The organism is Streptosporangium sp. NPDC004379 (genome assembly GCF_042873875.1).
Taxonomy (GTDB): Bacteria; Actinomycetota; Actinomycetes; order Streptosporangiales; family Streptosporangiaceae; genus Streptosporangium.
The window spans coordinates 122,668-140,698 of sequence record NZ_JBIAMC010000013.1 but is presented as its reverse complement, the minus strand read 5'-3'; the positions used below and the strand labels follow the sequence as shown (position 1 = coordinate 140,698).

Genomic DNA, 18,031 nt, shown 5'->3' with positions numbered 1-18,031 from the left:
TTTTCTCCCACCACAAAAACGAAAACCCCGGACGCAATCGCGACTGGGGCTCTTGCGTGGTGAGAATACCCGAACGGATCCGGTATGGGGATCTCCCGCCCTCCCGGCGGGAGATCCACCGGTGTCAGCGGGAGCCGAGAACCTCGGCCGCCTCGGGGCTCGCGTCCTTCAGGAACTGCATGCAGCGCTCGGCCTCGTCCTTCTCCCCGATGGCCGTGGCCGCCCGGCACAGCGCGTGCAGGCAGCGCAGGAAGCCGCGGTTGGGCTCGTGCTCCCAGGGGACGGGCCCGTGGCCCTTCCACCCCGCGCGGCGCAGCTGGTCGAGGCCGCGGTGGTAGCCGGTGCGCGCGAACGCGTACGACGTCACCGCGTGGCCGCTCGTGAAGTACTCGTCCGCGAGCGTGGCCCAGGCCGCCGGGTAGGCGGGGAAGCGCGCGGCGACGTCGGATGCCTGGACGCCGGATTCCAGCGCCTCCCTGGCTTCGGGCAGGTCCGGCAGCCGGGTCGGCGGCGGGCCGGCGAGAAGGTTCTCGTGCGTTTCCATGGGGACAGTCCTACCTCTTCCGTCGGTCCTGGCGGAGAACGACCCCCGGTTGTCCGCGAGCGGGGAGTCGCGGAGGCGCCGCGCCGGGCGTCCGGAGCGGCTCCCCGGCCGCCGGGCGCCGTCCGGGAGTCGCTTCCGGCGCCATCACGTCGCGCGTCGCCGGGGAACCGCCCCGGCGCCGCGGATCAGGAGATCTTCGTGCCCGCGGACCTCAGGTGCCGGCAGGCCTCGACCACGCGGGCCGCCATGCCGGCCTCGGCGGCCTTGCCGTACGAGCGGGGGTCGTAGGTCTTCTTGTCGCCGACGTCGCCGTCCACCTTCAGCACGCCCTCATAGTTGCGGAACATGTGGTCGGCGATGGGCCGGGTGTAGGCGTACTGGGTGTCGGTGTCGATGTTCATCTTGACCACGCCGTAGGAGATCGCCTCCTGGATCTCCTCCAGGGCGGAGCCGGAGCCGCCGTGGAAGACGAGGCTGAACGGCTTCTCCTGGCCGTACTTGGCGCCCACGGCCTCCTGGATGTCCTTCAGCACGCTCGGCCGGAGCTTGACGTGACCCGGCTTGTAGACGCCGTGCACGTTGCCGAAGGTCGCGGCGAGCATGTAGCGGCCACGCTCGCCCAGGCCCATCGCCTCGGCCGTGGCCATGGCGTCCCCGACCGTCGTGTAGAGCTTCTCGTTCATCTCGCCGACGACGCCGTCCTCCTCGCCGCCGACGACGCCGATCTCCGCCTCCAGCACGATCTTCGCGCGGGCCGCCTTCTCCAGGAGCTCCTGCGCGATCTGGAGGTTCTCGTCCAGCGGCACGGCCGAGCCGTCCCACATGTGCGACTGGAACAGCGGGTCCTCGCCCCGCGACACCCGCTCCAGGGAGATGTCCAGCAACGGCCGGACGAACGTGTCCAGCTTGTTCTTGGGACAGTGGTCGGTGTGCAGCGCGACCGTCACCGGGTACTTCTCCGCCACGACGCGGGCGTACTCCGCGAACGCCCTGGCGCCCGTCACCATGTCCTTCACGGTCGCACCCGACAGGAACTCGGCGCCACCGGTGGACACCTGGACGATCCCGTCGCTCTCCGCCTCGGCGAAGCCGCGGAGCGCTGCGTTCAGGGTCTGGGACGACGTCACATTGATGGCCGGGTAGGCGAACTCGTTCGCCTTCGCCCGGTCCAGCATCTCGGCGTATACCTCTGGGGTCGCGATGGGCATGGTGTCATCTCCCTACGAGACGGCTTAAGGCGGCTGGCGCGGGGTCCGGCGCGGACCGCGCCCTTGGCCAGTATCCAGGGTCAGGGTCCGGCCCGATAGTTCCGCCACCGCCCCTTCGCATGCCCAGACGACCTCGCCGATAATCCCCGGCGGGGTAGGCTTCACGCTGATGGACCTCCTGCACAACCTCCTCGACCCCAAGTGGTGGCTCGGCCTGCTGGGCCCGTTCGCCACGGCCGGCGTGCTCGGCATCATCTTCGCCGAGACCGGGCTGCTGCTCGGCTTCTTCCTGCCCGGAGACTCGCTGCTGGTCGCCGCGGGCATCTTCAGCACGGCCGAGGCCGCCTCCGCCATCCCGGGGCTCGCGCCGCTGTCGTTCCCGCTGCTGCTGATCCTGGCGCCCCTGTGCGCCATCGCCGGCGCCCAGCTCGGGCACCACCTCGGCGCCACCTACGGCCGCAGGATGTTCGACCGCCCCGACTCCAGGCTCTTCAAGAAGGAGTACGTCGACAAGGCCGAGCACTACTTCCAGAAGTTCGGCCCGGCCAAGGCGGTGGTGCTCGCCCGGTTCATCCCCATCGTCCGGACGTTCCTCAACCCGGTCGCCGGCATGCTCGGCATGGACCGCAGGCGGTTCTTCCTGTGGAACTGCATCGGCGGCGTCGTCTGGACCGACGGCATGCTGCTCTTCGGCCGGTTGGTCGGCTCGGCCGTGCCCGACATCGACAAGTACATCCTGCCGGGCGCGATGGTCGTCATCCTGCTCTCGGTCATCCCGATCATCATTGAGATCGTGAAGGGCCGCAGGGGCGGCGTCACCGACGCCCCCGGCGTCCCCGGCATCTCCGACGTTCCCGGCGGGCCGGTCGCCTCCGGACCTCACGGTGTCCCAGGAGTCCCCGGCGCCCCGGGCGTTCCGGGCGCCCCGGGCTCGCAGGGCGAGGCCGGCGTGGCCCGCCCCCGGGGCAGGCACCACCGCGACGCGTCCTCCCCGTGGGGCGACGACCAATGGTGACCCCGCGTCACCGCCGGGCCCCGCGCCGCCCCGGGCCGGATCGATCTCAGGCCAGGCCGAGGTCCTCCAGGCCGTAGGCGCTCCGGTACGGCAGGCCCGCCTCGGCCACCGCCCCCGTCGCCGCCGCGCCCCGGTCCACGACCACGGCCACGGCCACCACCTCGGCGCCGGCCTCGCGCAGCGCCTCCACCGCGGTCAGCGCGGACCCGCCCGTCGTCGAGGTATCCTCCACCGCCAGCACCCGCCGCCCCGCGACGTCCGGGCCCTCGATCCTGCGCTGCAACCCGTGGACCTTCTGCGCCTTGCGCACCACGAACGCGTCGAGCCTGCGGCCCCGGGCCGCCGCCGCGTGCAGCATGGCCGTCGCGACCGGGTCGGCTCCCAGGGTGAGGCCGCCCACCGCGTCGTAGTCGAGGTCCTCGGTCAGGTCCAGCATGACCCGGCCCACCAGCGGCGCCGCCTGCCCGTCGAGGGTCACCTTCCGCATGTCCACGTAGAAGTCCGCCTCCTTGCCGGAGGACAGCACCACCTTGCCCTGTACGACGCCCTTGCTCTTGATCTCGGCCAGCAGGCTCTCACGATCGCTCATGGCAACAAGGTTAGGGCGGCCTCCCCGGCACGCCGCCTCCGCCCCGCTCACCGCTCCGTCCCCGCCCGCGCCGCCGTTCCCGCCTCGCGGGTCGCGCCGTACCCGCTCTCCCCGGCTCCCGGGAGGCCGCTTCACCCGGGCCGTGACCCAGGCAAAGGCGTGATCCTGGTTTAGCCATCACCCCGGATGCGGAATCACCGATACTGCTACGCAGAGTAACGAGGAGTTCGCGATGGGTGCGGTAGGGCTTCAAGGAGACGCCGACCTGCTGGCCGCGACGCGGAGGGGGAACGCCGCGGCCTACGGCGCGCTGTACGAACGGCACGCCCCGGCCGCCCGGATACTCGCGCGCCGCCTCGTCCGCGACCCCGTCGAGGCCGAGACCGCCGTCGCGGAGACCTTCACCGCGCTCCTGCTGCTGGTCAGGGACGGCGGCGGCCCACGGGAGGCGTTCCGGCCCTGGCTGCTCGCCGCGCTCCGCCGCACGGTCCGCGACCGCGGACGGGGGAGGCGCGGGCCCGGCCGGGGGACGCCTCCGGCGGACCCGGCCCCGACCGGTCCGGAACGCGCGCCGATGGCGCGCGTCTTCTTCTCGCTGCCGGAACGCTGGCGGCTCGTCCTGTGGCACACGGGAGCCGAGCGGGCCGGACCGGCCGAGGTCGCGCCCCTGCTGGGCCTGGCCCCCGACGGCGCGGCGGCGCTCGCCCGCACCGCGCGGGAGGGGCTGCGCCAGGCGTACATCCGGACCCGCCTGGGCGGGGACCTGCGGATCGGCTGCCGTCCCGCCCTCCGGAAGATGCCCGCTCACCTGCGGGGGGACCTCGAACGGCGCGCCGCGACGGCCCTGGAGGCGCACATGGACGGCTGCGCCGGCTGCCACGCCGTCTTCCTGGAGCTGGTCGACGTCGGCCGGGCGCTGCGCCGGGCCGTCGGCCCCCTCGTCGCGGGCCCGGCGTTCCCCGCCTACCTCGCCGGGCTGGAACGGGCGAGGGGCGTGCGCGGGCGGCTCCGCCGGTGGCGGGTGCCCGGCTCATGGTGGCGTCCCCTCGCGGCCGTCGCGGCGGTCGTCGCGCTGACCGCCACGGCGACCCTGGCCGCCGCGCTCACGGTGGCGTCCGCCGGCGGCCCGCCGGTCTCGCCGTCCGGTTCTCCGCCGCCCGGCGAGCCGTTCCCGTCGCCTGGCGCGCCGTCTCCGGCGTCTCCGGCGTCCCCGGCGGACCGGTGCGCTACGGGCCCGCCCGCCCGGACGCCGGGAGCGGGGAGCGGTCCTTCCCGGCCGTGATCCGCCCCGGAGGACCCGGACACCGGTGGAACCGGCCGGGTGAATCCGCCGGTTACGGAAGACCTCAATAACAGGACAAACTGGTACGGTCTGCGTGGACACACTGGCGTATGGTCAGGCGCGGGTCGAATCGCCGGGATTCAGCCTCAGACGATCAGTTGCTTGATTACCCTGAGGAAGGGCCGCCTGCCTGATCCCTCAGAGGTGCTTTCTGGCTTTCTCGGGCCGAAGGCGGGCCACGTAGGAAGGGCGGTGTCGCGTGGATCGCTGCGCGCTGTTCGTGGACGCTGGCTATCTGCTGGCCGACGGCGCTATGGCCGCGCATGGGACCCGCCATCGCGAGGCCGTCACCTGGGACTACCCGGGCCTGCTGAAGCTCCTCAACACCCTGTGCCGGGAGCGGACCGGGCTTCCTGTGCTGCGCTGCTACTGGTACGAGGCGACCGTCGAGGGCCGCCGCACGCCCGAGCACGACACGCTGGCCGACATCCCCGGCCTCAAACTGAGGCTGTCGCGCATCCGCCCCGGCCGCCGGGAGGGTGTCGACGCGCAGGTCCACCGCGACCTGATGACGCTCGCCCGCAACAACGCGGTCTGCGACGCCGTCGTGGTCAGCGGCGACGAGGACCTCGCCCAGGTCGTCTGCGACGCCCAGGACCTCGGCGTCCGCGTCACTGTCGTGCACATCGGCGCCGACGGGAGCTGGGCGGTGTCCCGCTCGCTCCGCCAGGAGTGCGACGACCTCATCGAGATCGGCGGCGGTCATCTACGGCCCTACGTCACCCTGAGCGGCGCCGCGGCCGACTCGCCCGCCCGCGGCAACGGACATCACGCCGCCGGAAACGGCCAGGTCATCCCACCCCTGACCGGCGGATCGCCGAGCGGCGGCGCGGGTGGCCTCGAAGCAGGCATGAGCGCCGGCCTGGGCGGTGGCGCGGCCGGCCGGAACGGCTCCATGAGCGGTGCGGGCGGCCTGGGCGGGGGTCTGGGCGGCGACCTCGCCGGAAACGGCACGGGCGGTGGCCTGGGCTCCGGTGCGCCGGTGGGCGGTTCGAACGGCCTGGGCGGCAGCGGCGGTACGGCCGGTCCGGGGGGCACGGGCGGGCCGGGCTCCGGTACGCCGGGCGGCGGCTTGGGCAGCCTGGACGACCCCACCCCGAGCAGCGGCATGAACCCCGGCACCGCGGGCGGTCTCGGCACCGGCCCGGGTTCCGGTACGGCGGGCGGCGGTCCGGGCAGCGGCCCGAACAGCGGTGCGCAGGGCGGCGTCACGGCGGGCGGCGGTCTGAGCGGTGGTGCGCCGGGCAACGGTGCGACGGGCGGCCAGGGCATCGGCACCGCATCAGGTGGCGGCCAGGGTGGCGGCGCCACGGGCGACGGCCTGAACACCGGCACGGGTGGCGCTCCGGCCCCCGCCCCTCTGCCGCAGAGGAGGAGCCGGGCCAGCCACGCCCAGACCTCCCAGCCCGCGCCGTCCTCCTACTCCGGCTACACCCAGGACCCGTCCTCGTCCCTCCCGCCCGCCACGACGCCGCAGCTTCCCGCCCCGATCTCACCGCCCTCGTCTCCGGCGCCCTCGACCCCCAACGGGCCGACCGGCCCGCTGCCCTCCGCCTCGCCGTACACGTCGAACGGGGCCGGGGGCATGTCCGGCTACCAGTCCTCCTACACCGGCCCCCATGCGGCACCGGTGCCGCTCCAGGGCACGCCTCCAGGCGTCGCCACCACGCTCGCCGACGCGGTCAAGGCCGCGCACAAGGAGGGCTACGACTTCGGCGAGTCCGTCGCCAAGGACGCTCCCGCCCTGTGGCTGGAGGCCGTGCTGGCCCGCAAACCCCGGATGCCCTCCGACCTCGAGGCCCGTCTCCTCCAGGGTTCCTCTCTGCCGATCGACTTCCTCCTCCACGACGAGGTCCGTCACGCCCTCCGCCGCGGCTTCTGGGACGCCCTCGAACGCGCCCGCCGCTGACGGCCACGGCGGGCCGTGTCCCGAGACCCGCCCCGTACGGCCGGTCAGGCGGGGGCTTTCCCGCTTCGGGGCGTTTCCCGTGTATTCGGGCGGGGCGCTGCTTGCCGTGTTGGTCGGTGGTGCGCGCTGCGGTGGGTGGGTGTTCCGGCCGGCGTTGTGGCTGGGCTCTGGTGCCGACCGGCCTTCGGCCTTGGTGTCGGGCGCGGTGGTTTCTGGCGTTTTGAAGCCGGCCGGAACACCCACCCACCTCCGCGCCATGCCTGCCCCGGCCGTACGGATGACCCGCCGTAGCGTCTCCCTTTCCGCGGGCCGACGGTTCCCGCCGATGCTGAAGCGACCTGTTGCTCCCCGCTCGGAGCGGGTCACCGTAGCCTTGCGGCCACACTGACGGGGGAGAGCGCAGGGCCGGGCGCCGTAGCCCCTCCCTTACGGACCGCCCACGGCCCCCGCCCCCGCCTTCCTGCTCACTTCCTGCTCATTCGCTCTTCCCGGTCATCCACGGCTCCGGTCCGGGGAGCAGAAGCGCTGGTCTCCCATGGTTCACCTCCGGGGCAGGAACACGGGCCTCCCACGGCCCCGCCTCGGAGAAGCCATCTCGCTCCGGAGACAAGAGAGCGGGGGCCGAAAGAGCAATCCGAGGGAGGAAGGTGGGGCTTGAACCTCTCGTCGCGTGAGGTCTTAGCGTTACTGACGTGATCGGGGAAGACGCCACCGCACGCCGGTGGAGCATCGGTGAACTGGCTCAGGCCAGTGGTGTCACGGTGCGCACGCTGCGGCACTATGACGAGATCGGCGTACTGCGATCCGGCGAACGCACAGCGTCGGGTCATCGCCGGTACACCGCGGCTGACCTACGGCGGCTGTATCGGGTGCGGACGCTGCGGGCGCTGGGCATGTCGCTGGATGAGATCAAGGAGGTGCTCACGCCTTCGTCGGAAGATCCGGCGGCGATGCGGACTCTCCTGATGACCCAGCTGCGGCAGCTGACGTTCCAGGCGGAACGGATCCGACAGCTGATCGAACAGATCCACGGGCTGCTGCGACAGCTCGACGAGGCGTCGATGCCCGATCCGGACCAGTTCATGACGACCCTGGAGATGATCTCGATGCTGGACGCCTACTTCACACGGGAGCAACGCGAGGAACTCGCCCGCCGCCGCGGCGAGCTGGGTGCCGAGGCCGTCGAGGAGGCCAAGGCCCGCTTCGTCGAGCTGGTCGGGCGACTCCTGGGGCATGTGCAGGACGGCACCCCTGTCGACGACCCGCAGGTACAGGAACTCGTCCGGCGCTGGGACGAACTGGCCACCCCCTTCCACGCCGAAGAGGCCAGGGGAGAACAGACCAGGGCGGCGGCCCGGCGGATGTGGCAGGAGCGCAGCGACCAGCTCAGCGCCCGCCTGCCCTGGCCGACCGAGAAGATGGTCGAACTCCTGGCATACCTGGAACGCGCGCGGACCACCGCTCACTGAGCGGTCCGTAAGGGAGGGGCTACGGCGCCCGGCCCTGCGCTCTCCCCCGTCAGTGTGGCCGCAAGGCTACGGTGACCCGCTCCGAGCGGGGAGCAACAGGTCGCTTCAGCATCGGCGGGAACCGTCGGCCCGCGGAAAGGGAGACGCTACGGCGGGTCATCCGTACGGCCGGGGCAGGCATGGCGCGGAGGTGGGTGGGTGTTCCGGCCGGCTTCAAAACGCCAGAAACCACCGCGCCCGACACCAAGGCCGAAGGCCGGTCGGCACCAGAGCCCAGCCACAACGCCGGCCGGAACACCCACCCACCGCAGCGCGCACCACCGACCAACACGGCAAGCAGCGCCCCGCCCAAACCCACAGAAATGCCACCGGGCAGGAAACGCCCCAACCTAAAAGCACGCGCCACCGACCAACACGGCAAGCAGCGCCCCGCCCAAACCCACAGAAATGCCACCGGGCAGGAAACGCCCCAACCTGAGAGCACGCGCCATCGCCCGACCCGGCAACCACCGACCCGCCCAAGCCACAGGGAAACATCCCGAGCGGGAAAAGCCTCAGAGCCGGGACGTGTTCAGGAGAGGGCGTCGAGGCCGGCGCGGAGGTGGTCGAGGCGGTGGGAGAGGTCGGCCAGGGCGCCGGTGAGGCTGGGGTCGCCGGTTTTGCGGGCCAGCTCGCCGACCCGGATGAACTCGTCCTCCACCGCGGCCAGGCGCCTCGACAGCTCCGGGAGCACGGCCCCCTGGTCGGAGGCGTCGCCCGGGGGCAGTTCGCCGGCGAGCCGGTCGCGGAGCATGGACGCCTGCTCGGTCAGGCGGCGGTTCATGTTGTAGAGCTCGACGAACACCGCGACCTTCGCCCGCAGCACCCACGGGTCGAACGGCTTGGTGAGGTAGTCGACGGCGCCGGCGGAGTAGCTGCGGAAGGCGTAGTCGGGGGCGCTGTCGACGACGGTCAGGAAGATGATCGGGATGTTGCGGGTGCGTTCGCGCCGCTTGATGTGGGCGGCGGTCTCGAACCCGTCCATGCCGGGCATGCGGACGTCCAGGAGGATGAGCGCGAACTCCGTGTTGAGCAGAGCCTTCAGCGCCTCCTCGCCCGACCTCGCCCGCACGGGGACGAGGTCGAGTGAGCTGAGGATGGCCTCGAGCGCGATCAGGTTCTCTTCCCGGTCGTCAACCAGGAGGATCTTCGCTCGGTCGGACATCGATCAGGCCCCTTCGTGGGAGTCGTCGGCCGCCTTGCCGCGGCTCAGCCAGCCGCGCAGGCGTTCCAGCAGGCGGTCGACGTCCACGGGCTTCGGCACGTAGTCGGAGGCGCCGGACGCGATGCTCTTCTCCCGATCGCCGTGCATGACCTTAGCGGTTAGCGCGATAATCGGCAGATCGGCGAACTGCGGCATCTGGCGTATCGCGGATGTGGTGGCCCAACCGTCCATCTCGGGCATCATGATGTCCATCAGCACGAGCGCCACGTCCTCGTTGCGTTCGAGCTGTTCGATGCCCTCACGCCCGTTCTCGGCGTAGATGACCGTGGAACCGTACCGTTCGAGCACGCTGGTCAGCGCGAAGACGTTGCGGATGTCGTCGTCCACGATCAGGATTTTGGCGCCGGTGAGCGGGTCGTCGCCCTTCCAGGGCTTCGTCTCGCTCTGCCAGGGGTTCGGGGCCGGCAGGCTCCCCGGCAGCATCGCCTCCAGCTCGGGCAGCTGGATCGGCGGCTCCACCGGCGTCTCGTCCGGCACGAGGACGGGCGTCTCGTCGTGGGGCGGGGCGGAGACGGACGGCACGGCGGCTCCGCCGTCGCGCGACGACAGCGGGCCGCTGTAGACCGGCGGGAGGTAGAGGGTGAAGGTGCTTCCCTTCCCGACCTCGCTGATCACGTGGATCTCACCGCCGAGCAGGCGGGCGATCTCCCGGCAGATGGACAGGCCCAGGCCCGTCCCGCCGTACTTGCGGCTGGTGGTGCCGTCGGCCTGGCGGAACGCCTCGAAGATGACCTCCTGCTTGTCGGCGGCGATGCCGATGCCGGTGTCCACGACCTCGAAGGCGAGGATGCCGGCGGCGCCGCGCAGGGTGTCGTCCACGAAGGTCACGCCGGGCTGCGCGTGGCTCACGCGCAGCCGCACCTCACCGTTGGGGGTGAACTTCATCGCGTTGGACAGCAGGTTGCGCAGCACCTGCTGGAGGCGCTGCTCGTCGGTACGGATCTCCTGCGGGACCGAAGGGTCGGCCTCGACCGCGAACGACAGGCCCTTGTCATGCGCCACGGGGGCGAAGGTGGCCTCGAAGTAGTCGACGAGCTTGGGCAGGGAGATCTGCTGGGGGTGGATGTCCATCCGCCCGGCCTCGACCTTGGACAGGTCGAGGATGTCGTTGATGAGCTGGAGCAGGGCCGAGCCCGCGCCGTGGATGGTCCGGGCGAACTCGACCTGCTGGACGGTGAGGTTGCCCTCGGTGTTCTCGGTGAGCAGCTTGGCCAGCACCAGCAGGCTGTTCAGCGGGGTGCGCAGCTCGTGCGACATGTTGGCGAGGAACTCGGACTTGTAGCGCGAGGAGACCGCGAGCTGCTCGGCGCGCTCCTCCAGCGTCCGGCGGGCCTGCTCGATCTGGAAGTTCTGGATCTCGATGGCGCGGTTCTGCTTGGCCAGCAGCGCGGCCTTCTCCTCCAGTTCGGCGTTGGAGCGGCGCAGCTCCTCCTGCTGCCTCTGGAGTTCGTCGGAGCGCTCCTGCAGCTCGGTGGTGAGGCGCTGCGACTCGGTCAGCAGGTCCTCGGTGCGGGAGTTCGCCATGATCGTGTTCATCGTGACGCCGATGGTCTCGACGAGCTGGGTCATGAAGTCATGGTGGACCTCGCCGAACTGGCGGAACGAGGCCAGCTCCAGCACGCCGAGGACCTGCGTCTCGAACAGGATGGGCAGCACGACGATCTGGGCGGGGGAGGAGGAGCTGAGGCCGGTGTCCACGGTGAGGTACTTCGCGGGCACGTCGTCCAGGACGATCCGCCTGCCCTCCTGGGCGGCCTGCCCCACGATGCCCTGGCCGACCGGGAAGTGCTCCCGGGCGCCGGAGCCGGGGCGCGTGCCGTACCCGGCGATCAGATGGAGGTCGCCGGAGGCGTCGGCGAGGTAGAAGGCGCCGTAGCGGGCGGAGACCAGCGGGGTCAGCTCGCCCATGATGAGCCTGGCGACCTCCATCAGGTCGCGGTGGCCCTGCATGAGGCGGGAGATGCGGGCCAGGTTGGACTTGAGCCAGTCCTGTTCCTGGTTGGCGGTGGTGGTGTCGCGCAGCACCGACACCATCGTGTTGATGTTGTCCTTCAGCTCGCCGATCTCGCCCTCGGCGTCGACGGTGATGGAGCGGGTCAGGTCGCCGCGGGCGACGGCGGTGGTGACCTCGGCGATCGCGCGGACCTGGGTGGTCAGGCGGCCGGCCAGCTCGTTGACGTTCGCGGTGAGCCGCTTCCAGATGCCCTCGGCGCCCTCGACGCGGGCCTGACCGCCGAGCTTGCCCTCGGAGCCGACCTCGCGGGCGACGCGGCTGACCTCGGAGGCGAAGGAGGACAGCTGGTCGACCATGGTGTTGATGGTGGTCTTCAGGGCGAGGATCTCACCCTGGGCGTTCACGTCGATCTTCCGGGTGAGGTTGCCGCTGGCGACGGCGGTGGTGACCTCGGCGATGTTGCGCACCTGGTAGGTCAGGTTGTTGGCCATGGAGTTGACGTTGTCGGTGAGGTCCTGCCAGACGCCCGACACGCCGCGGACGCGGGCCTGGCCGCCGAGCTGGCCTTCGGTGCCGACCTCGCGGGCGACGCGGGTGACCTCGTCGGCGAACATCGACAGCTGGTCGACCATGGTGTTCAGGGTGTCCTTGAGCTGAAGGATCTCACCCGCGGCGTCCGCGGTGATCTTCTTCGACAGGTTGCCCTGGGCCACCGCGGTGGAGACGGCCGCGATCTGCCGCACCTGGGTGGTGAGGTTGTTGGCCATGACGTTGACGTTGTCGGTGAGGTCCTTCCAGACTCCCGACACGCCGTGCACCTGCGCCTGGCCGCCGAGCTGTCCCTCGGAGCCGACCTCGCGGGCGACGCGGCTGACCTCGGAGGCGAAGGAGGACAGCTGGTCGACCATGGTGTTGATGGTGGTCTTCAGGGCGAGGATCTCACCCTGCGCGTCCACGTCGATCTTGCGCGTCAGGTCCCCGTTGGCGACGGCGGTGGTGACCTCGGCGATGTTGCGCACCTGGTAGGTCAGGTTGTTGGCCATGGAGTTGACGTTGTCGGTGAGGTCCTTCCACACGCCCGACACGCCGCGCACCCGGGCCTGGCCGCCGAGCTGGCCTTCGGTGCCGACCTCGCGGGCGACGCGGGTGACCTCGTCGGCGAACATCGACAGCTGGTCGACCATGGTGTTCAGGGTGTCCTTGAGCTGAAGGATCTCACCCTGCGCGTCCGCGGTGATCTTCTTCGACAGGTCGCCCCGCGCCACCGCGGTGGACACGTCGGCGATGGCGCGCACCTGCGTGGTGAGGTTGCTCGCCATGACGTTGACGTTGTCGGTGAGGTCCTTCCACACGCCCGACACGCCGCGCACCCGGGCCTGGCCGCCGAGCTGGCCTTCGGTGCCGACCTCGCGGGCGACGCGGGTGACCTCCTCGGCGAAGGCCGAGAGCTGGTCGACCATGGTGTTGACGGTGTTCTTCAGCTCGAACATCTCGCCGACCGCGTCGACGGTGACCGTACGGCTCAGGTCGCCCTTGGCGACCGCGGTGGTGACCAGCGCGATGTCGCGGACCTGCGCGGAGACGCGGCTGGACATCGTGTTCACGGCCTCGGTGAGGTCGCGCCAGCTCCCCGACATGCCCCGCACGTTGGCCCGTCCGCCCAGGCGGCCCTCGGTGCCGACCTCGCGGGCGACGCGCGTCACCTCGGAGGTGAACAGGGAGAGCTGGTCGACCATGCCGTTGATGGCCTTGCCGAGGCGGCGCACCTCGCCCCGGGTGCCCCGGCTGAGGTCGATCCGGCGGGACAGATCGCCCTTGGCGACCGCGTCGATCACGTCGGCCGCGCCGGTGACCGGCCCCACGAGGGCGTCGATCAGCAGGTTCACCGAGTCGACGCTCTCCGCCCAGGAACCGACGCCGGGGCCGGGGGTGAGGCGCTCGCCGAACCGGCCCTCCCGCACCACCTCGCGGCGGACGCGGTGCAGCTCGTTGGCCAGGTGCTCACGGCGGTCGGCGACCTCGTTCAGCAGGAGGCGGATCTCACTCAGGATCCCGGGGGGAGCGTGCGGGACGCGGCGGCGGAAGTCGCCGTCGCGCCAGGTGATGAGTGTCTGCAGGATCGGCCTGAGGTCCGATTCGCTGTATCGCCGCTCCTCGGCGTGGGACACGGTGTCGGCCGTGGTCATGAGACCTCCTTGACTCCCGGGGGGCGCGTCCGTGAGTCATCCCAGTCTGTCACGGTGCGCAACCCGGAGTCCTGCCTTCGAATTACCCCATGCCGCCGTCAAGTGTGATAGGCACGAGGCAATGACTAACGCTCCCCGAGCCGTCCTGGCTGCGGCTTTCGCCCCAGCAGACACGGCCGTCCTCGCCGCCAGACGGTTCACCACGGAGGTGATGACCGCCTGGGCGGCCGTGTCCGTGACGGCGTCGGCCGAACATCTGGCGGGAGAACTCTCCTCGCAGGTGGTCGACGAGCCGTTCGAGGTCGTCTGGAGCCACCTGGGAGACAGCGTCCAGATCGAGGTCCGCCAGCGGGGTGTTCCTGAGAAGACCCCTGCTCCTCCCACCGTACCTGTGGAGGAGTGGGGAGTCACCTTCGCAGGTCAGGCCCGTATCCACTGGGCGCGGCTGCGGCTGCCCGAGGCGGGCGGCCCGGCGACCGGTGAGTGGGAGATCGCGGAGTCGGGCAGGGGCCCGCTGTGGATGGGCTTCCTGGCCAACGCCAGCGACCTGCTGGCCGGCACCCTCGACCCGGACATGGTGCCGGCGATCATCTCGCAGATCGTGGTGCCCCGGCTGGCCAGCTGGTGCGCCGTCTACACCTGGGCCGACGAGGGCGGCGGCCCGCAGCGCCCGGCGTACGTGTGGCACGCCGACGAACGGCGCATCGACGCGCTGCGCGACGAGCTGGACACGGTGCAGATCCCGCAGTCCGGCGGCGTCCTCCAGGTCGGCGACTCCCAGATGCTGGTGATCCCGCTCCTGGCCCGGGGGCGCGCCCTGGGCGTGATGTGCCTGGGCCGGCCCGACCGCTTCGCCGAGGACGCCTTCCAGTACGCCGAGGACATCGGCCGCCGTGCGGCCCTGGCGCTGGACAACGCCCGCCTCTACGCCACGCAGGCGGCGGCCAACCGCGCGCTCCAGCGCAGCCTGCTCCCGCCGGGCGAGCCCGGTGAGATCCCCGGCCTCGACCCCGCGGTGGTCTACGAGCCCGCCGGCGAGACCAACGAGGTCGGCGGCGACTTCTACGACCTGTTCGCGGCCCGTGACGGCGCCTGGCGTTTCGCGGTCGGCGACGTCTGCGGCACCGGTCCCGAGGCCGCCGCGGTCACCGGCCTGGCCCGGCACACCCTGCGCCTGCTCGCCCGCGAGGGGTACGGCATAGCCGCCGTCCTCGACCGGCTCAACCAGGCGATCCTGGACGAGGGCGACCGGGCGCGCTTCCTGACCCTGCTGCACGGGGAGCTCGTGCCCGCCGCGTCCGGATTCGACGCGTCGCTGGTCTCGGCCGGTCACCCGGAGGCGCTGCGGCTGCGGCCGAGCGGTCTGGTGGAGACGGTGGTGACCTCCCAGACGCTGCTGGGCGTCTTCCCCGAGGCGGAGTTCAAGGCCGAGACGGTCCACCTCGACCCGGGTGACGTCCTGCTTGCGGTGACCGACGGGGTCACCGAGCGTCGCCGTGACGGCAGGCTGCTCGACGACGACGGCGGGCTGGCCAAGCTGTTCGCCGAGTGCGTGGGGTTGTCGGCGCGGGCGGTCGCCGAGCGGATCCGCCGCGCCGTACAGGACTTCGCGCCCGACCCGAGCGCCGACGACATGGCGATCGTGGTCCTGCGCGCCCGCTGAGCACCGATCCCGCGGCCGGGTGCGCCCGCCGGTACGGCGGAGCGGCGCGTCAGTCGTCCAGCTTGACGTGTTTCCGGATGAACTCGAGCTGGATCGCCATCTGCGTGATCCGCTCGGCGACGACCAGCGAGCCGTGGCCCGCGTCGTACCGGTAGACCTCGTGTTCGTGGCCGCGCCCGGCCAGCCGGGCGACGTAGCTCTCGACCTGGCCGATGGGGCAGCGCGGGTCGTTCTCCCCGGCCAGGATCAGCAACGGCGCCTCGACCCGGTCGGCGTAGGTGATCGGGGAGCTGGCGGCGTAGCGCTCGGGGTGTTCGCCGGGCGGGCCGCCGAACAGCGCGCGGTGGTAGGCCCGCAGCGCCTCCGGCTCGGACGCGTAGGCGGCCGTGTGGTCGGTGAGCGGCACCGCCGCGACGCCCGCCGCCCACATCCCGGGCTGGGTGCCGAGGCCGAGCAGCGTGAGATATCCGCCCCAGGAGGCGCCGGCCAGCACCAGACGTCCGGGGTCGACGGCCCCCTGCGCCACCAGCGCGTCCCGGACGGTCGCGACGTCGGACAGCTCGATGTGGCCGACGTCGCCGACCAGGGCGTCCCGCCAGGCGGAGCCGTACCCGGTGGAGCCCCGGTAGTTGACCCGGACGACCGCGAGGCCGAGGTCGACCCACGCGGCCACCTGCGGCAGGAACGAGTCGTCGTCGTGCTTGCCCGGCCCGCCGTGCAGCAGGAAGACCGCCGGAAGCGGCCCCGAGCCGTGCTCGGGGCGGGACACCAGGGCGTGGACGCGCCCGCCGGGACCCAGGACGTCGAGATCCTGGACCGGGACGGACGGGGGCGGGGTCGGCCCGCCGTGGCTGATCACCACGTTGCCGTTGCTGGAGCGGATCACCGGCGGGTGGGCTCCGCTGGACCAGGAGTACTCCACCGAGCCGTCGGGCCGCGGGACGGCGGCGTCGATCACGCCGAGCCTGGTCTCGACGGGGAAGAGGCGGCCGCCCGCCAGGTCGTAGCGGTGCAGGTAGGTGCGGCCGCGGTTGGCGCGGACGATGAGCAGGGAGCGGGCGTCGCCGTACCATTCGGCGGTGATCTCACCGGGGTCGCGCAGCCAGATCTCACGCTGCTCGTCGCTCTCGGGGTCCCAGACCAGCGGCTCGCGGCGTCCCCTGCGCTCGTGCAGGGCGAGCAGTCTGCGGTCGCCGTGGAGCGGGGCGAAGCGCAGGCCGAGGACGCCCCGGCCGGGGCCGTCGTGCAGTTCGCCGACGGTCTCGCCGTTCGGGCGCAGCACGCGCAGCGCCGGGTGGCGGGAGTCGCCGTGCTCGCTGTGGCTGATCGCGATCAGCGAGCCGTCCAGCGACATGGCGGCGACGGAGGCGGCCTCGGCGTGCTCGTAGATCACTCGCGCGGGGTGGCCGGGCCGGACGAGGTGGATCGTGAAGCCCTCGCCGGGCCGGGCCATGCCGACCGCCGCCTCGCCCGTCGCGGACAGGGCGAGGCCGGCCGGGGCGCCGGGCGGGAGATCGACCGGCTCGTCGGGGCCGCCGCCGAAGGGCTGGCGCATCCACCGGCCCCATTCGTCGCCGTCGGTGTCGGCGAACCACCAGATCCACCGGCCGGAGGGGTCGATCACGCCGTGCGAGGTGCCCTTGGGGCGGGAGGTCGCCTGGCGGACGGAGCCCGTCGAACGGTCCCAGGCGTAGACCTCCCAGGTGCCCGAGGCGTTGCTGCGGTAGACCGCCCGCGCGGGGGCCTGGGGCGCCCACACGGGCAGCGTCGCGCGCGGCGCCCGGAACCTGGTCCGCCAGCGTTCCTCGGCCTGCATACGGCGCTTCCCTCCGTCACGGCATGGCTGTGATCCAGGCGTGGGGATCGCCGGATTGCCGTCCAGTATGTCGGTTCGCCCCGTGTTTCGCGCGGCTAATGTGTGGCAATTTCGGACTATATGTCACTTGAGTAACATGCGCCCCATAGGCCGCTGTCAAGCCGGGCCCTTGCTCACGGGCTCCGCTGAAAGATAGACATGCGAAAAGAAGCCGTCACATAGTTCGTTTCCGGAAGTTTTGCAATTTCATGGTGCATATTCTCCGGATCGGTGTGCCAGGCGCTCGGCCCCATGCCCACGACGGCCTCCACCGCCGCGCGGCCGAGCGCCATCTCGAACTCGTGGACGCTCCGCTCCGCCTCGGTGAACCGGTCGCCCAGGCTCGCGGCCACCCGCCGCTCCTTGTCCTCGTCCACAGACAGCAGGCCCAGCCGTCCCACCAGCGGCCGCAGGTGCCGCGGCGTGGGGGTGACCACGACCAGCGTCCCGCCGGGCCCGAGCACCCGGGCGAACTCCGGCCCGTTGCGGGGCGCGAACACGTTGAGGATCACGTCCGCCGCGCCGTCGCGGACGGGCAGCGGCCGCCACACGTCGGCCACCACCGCCCCCAGCCGGGGATGCGCCCGCGCCGCCCGCCTGATCGCGTTCTTGGAGACGTCCAGCGCGATGCCTACCGCCCCGGGCAGCCGGTCGAGCGCCCCGGCGAGGTAGTGGCCCGTCCCCGCGCCCGCGTCCGCCACCACCCGCACGTCCGCCGCCTCCCTGCCGGTACGGCAGGCCGCGGCGACGGCCTCCACCAGCGGCGCGAAGTGCCCGGCGCCGAGGAAGGAGTCCCTGGCCGCCACCATGGCGGCGCTGTCGGCCGTGCCGGGCGCCTGGGAGCCGGTCAGCAGGCTGACGTACCCCTGCCGGGCGACGTCGAAGGCGTGCCCGCGCGGGCAGCGGAGCACCCGGTCGCCGAGGCCGAGCCCGTCCCCGCAGACCGGGCAGATGAGGTGTTCGACGACGTCTGTGAGGCTCACCGGAAACCAATCGACGAGGACGGCCTTACCGGCGCAGCGTAGTCGCAGGA

At 71.9% G+C, this 18,031-nt stretch carries 12 protein-coding genes; 5 read left to right on the top strand and 7 right to left on the bottom strand.

Annotated elements, in window-relative coordinates; all coding sequences use genetic code 11:
* Positions 1 to 124 precede the first annotated feature (124 nt).
* Both ACFYSC_RS26350 and fbaA read right to left on the bottom strand, forming a co-directional pair.
* On the bottom strand, positions 125 to 544 hold the full coding sequence (locus ACFYSC_RS26350) for a DUF3151 domain-containing protein (RefSeq protein WP_389966832.1): 420 nt from the start codon (positions 542 to 544) through the stop codon (positions 125 to 127).
* 185 nt (positions 545 to 729) lie between these two features.
* Entirely contained in the window at positions 730 to 1,752 is a 1,023-nt protein-coding gene (gene fbaA, locus ACFYSC_RS26345) for a class II fructose-bisphosphate aldolase (protein WP_389966829.1), read from the bottom strand.
* Positions 1,753 to 1,921: 169 nt separating this feature from the next.
* Here fbaA and ACFYSC_RS26340 point away from each other — a divergent pair, with 169 nt between their 5' ends.
* A complete protein-coding gene (locus ACFYSC_RS26340; RefSeq protein ID WP_389966826.1) occupies positions 1,922 to 2,767 on the top strand; it encodes a VTT domain-containing protein in 846 nt (281 codons plus the stop codon).
* 46 nt (positions 2,768 to 2,813) lie between these two features.
* Here the strand turns inward: ACFYSC_RS26340 and pyrE are convergent, their stop codons facing one another.
* On the bottom strand, positions 2,814 to 3,356 hold the full coding sequence (gene pyrE, locus ACFYSC_RS26335) for an orotate phosphoribosyltransferase (protein WP_362939894.1): 543 nt from the start codon (positions 3,354 to 3,356) through the stop codon (positions 2,814 to 2,816).
* A 232-nt stretch (positions 3,357 to 3,588) separates the two neighbouring features.
* Here pyrE and ACFYSC_RS26330 point away from each other — a divergent pair, with 232 nt between their 5' ends.
* The 3 genes from ACFYSC_RS26330 to ACFYSC_RS26320 all read left to right on the top strand — a co-directional run bounded on the left by ACFYSC_RS26330 (position 3,589) and on the right by ACFYSC_RS26320 (position 8,076).
* Positions 3,589 to 4,638: a sigma factor gene (locus ACFYSC_RS26330; protein ID WP_389966822.1), complete on the top strand. Its 1,050-nt coding sequence runs from the start codon at positions 3,589 to 3,591 to the stop codon at positions 4,636 to 4,638.
* A gap of 259 nt (positions 4,639 to 4,897) precedes the next feature.
* Positions 4,898 to 6,607, top strand: a complete 1,710-nt coding sequence (locus tag ACFYSC_RS26325) for an NYN domain-containing protein (protein WP_389966819.1) — start codon at positions 4,898 to 4,900, stop codon at positions 6,605 to 6,607.
* A gap of 692 nt (positions 6,608 to 7,299) precedes the next feature.
* A complete protein-coding gene (locus ACFYSC_RS26320) occupies positions 7,300 to 8,076 on the top strand; it encodes a MerR family transcriptional regulator (RefSeq protein WP_389966816.1) in 777 nt (258 codons plus the stop codon).
* A 571-nt stretch (positions 8,077 to 8,647) separates the two neighbouring features.
* Here the strand turns inward: ACFYSC_RS26320 and ACFYSC_RS26315 are convergent.
* A complete protein-coding gene (locus ACFYSC_RS26315; protein WP_389966812.1) occupies positions 8,648 to 9,280 on the bottom strand; it encodes a two-component system response regulator in 633 nt (210 codons plus the stop codon).
* Between the two features lie 3 nt (positions 9,281 to 9,283).
* Positions 9,284 to 13,480, bottom strand: a complete 4,197-nt coding sequence (locus tag ACFYSC_RS26310) for a HAMP domain-containing protein (RefSeq protein WP_389966809.1) — start codon at positions 13,478 to 13,480, stop codon at positions 9,284 to 9,286.
* 121 nt (positions 13,481 to 13,601) lie between these two features.
* Here ACFYSC_RS26310 and ACFYSC_RS26305 point away from each other — a divergent pair, with 121 nt between their 5' ends.
* Positions 13,602 to 15,143 (top strand): SpoIIE family protein phosphatase, encoded by a 1,542-nt coding sequence (locus tag ACFYSC_RS26305; protein ID WP_362946510.1) that lies wholly within the window; start codon positions 13,602 to 13,604, stop codon positions 15,141 to 15,143.
* A gap of 49 nt (positions 15,144 to 15,192) precedes the next feature.
* Here ACFYSC_RS26305 and ACFYSC_RS26300 read toward each other — a convergent pair whose 3' ends face one another.
* Both ACFYSC_RS26300 and ACFYSC_RS26295 read right to left on the bottom strand, forming a co-directional pair.
* Positions 15,193 to 16,959, bottom strand: coding sequence for a S9 family peptidase (locus ACFYSC_RS26300; protein ID WP_389966805.1), 1,767 nt, complete (start codon positions 16,957 to 16,959; stop codon positions 15,193 to 15,195).
* Between the two features lie 173 nt (positions 16,960 to 17,132).
* The gene (locus ACFYSC_RS26295; RefSeq protein WP_389966802.1) at positions 17,133 to 17,981 is read right to left on the bottom strand and encodes a putative RNA methyltransferase; all 849 of its coding nucleotides are present in this window, start codon (positions 17,979 to 17,981) and stop codon (positions 17,133 to 17,135) included.
* Positions 17,982 to 18,031 lie beyond the last annotated feature (50 nt).

What these genes read in the sequence shown, in the direction of transcription:
- ACFYSC_RS26350 (WP_389966832.1), bottom strand. Translation starts at nt 544, where the DNA reads ATGGAAACGCACGAGAACCTTCTCGCCGGCCCGCCGCCGACCCGGCTG.
- ACFYSC_RS26300 (WP_389966805.1), bottom strand. Translation starts at nt 16,959, where the DNA reads ATGCAGGCCGAGGAACGCTGGCGGACCAGGTTCCGGGCGCCGCGCGCG.
- fbaA (WP_389966829.1), bottom strand. Translation starts at nt 1,752, where the DNA reads ATGCCCATCGCGACCCCAGAGGTATACGCCGAGATGCTGGACCGGGCG.
- ACFYSC_RS26305 (WP_362946510.1), top strand. Translation starts at nt 13,602, where the DNA reads ATGACTAACGCTCCCCGAGCCGTCCTGGCTGCGGCTTTCGCCCCAGCA.
- ACFYSC_RS26315 (WP_389966812.1), bottom strand. Translation starts at nt 9,280, where the DNA reads ATGTCCGACCGAGCGAAGATCCTCCTGGTTGACGACCGGGAAGAGAAC.
- ACFYSC_RS26330 (WP_389966822.1), top strand. Translation starts at nt 3,589, where the DNA reads ATGGGTGCGGTAGGGCTTCAAGGAGACGCCGACCTGCTGGCCGCGACG.
- ACFYSC_RS26310 (WP_389966809.1), bottom strand. Translation starts at nt 13,480, where the DNA reads ATGACCACGGCCGACACCGTGTCCCACGCCGAGGAGCGGCGATACAGC.
- ACFYSC_RS26340 (WP_389966826.1), top strand. Translation starts at nt 1,922, where the DNA reads ATGGACCTCCTGCACAACCTCCTCGACCCCAAGTGGTGGCTCGGCCTG.
- pyrE (WP_362939894.1), bottom strand. Translation starts at nt 3,356, where the DNA reads ATGAGCGATCGTGAGAGCCTGCTGGCCGAGATCAAGAGCAAGGGCGTC.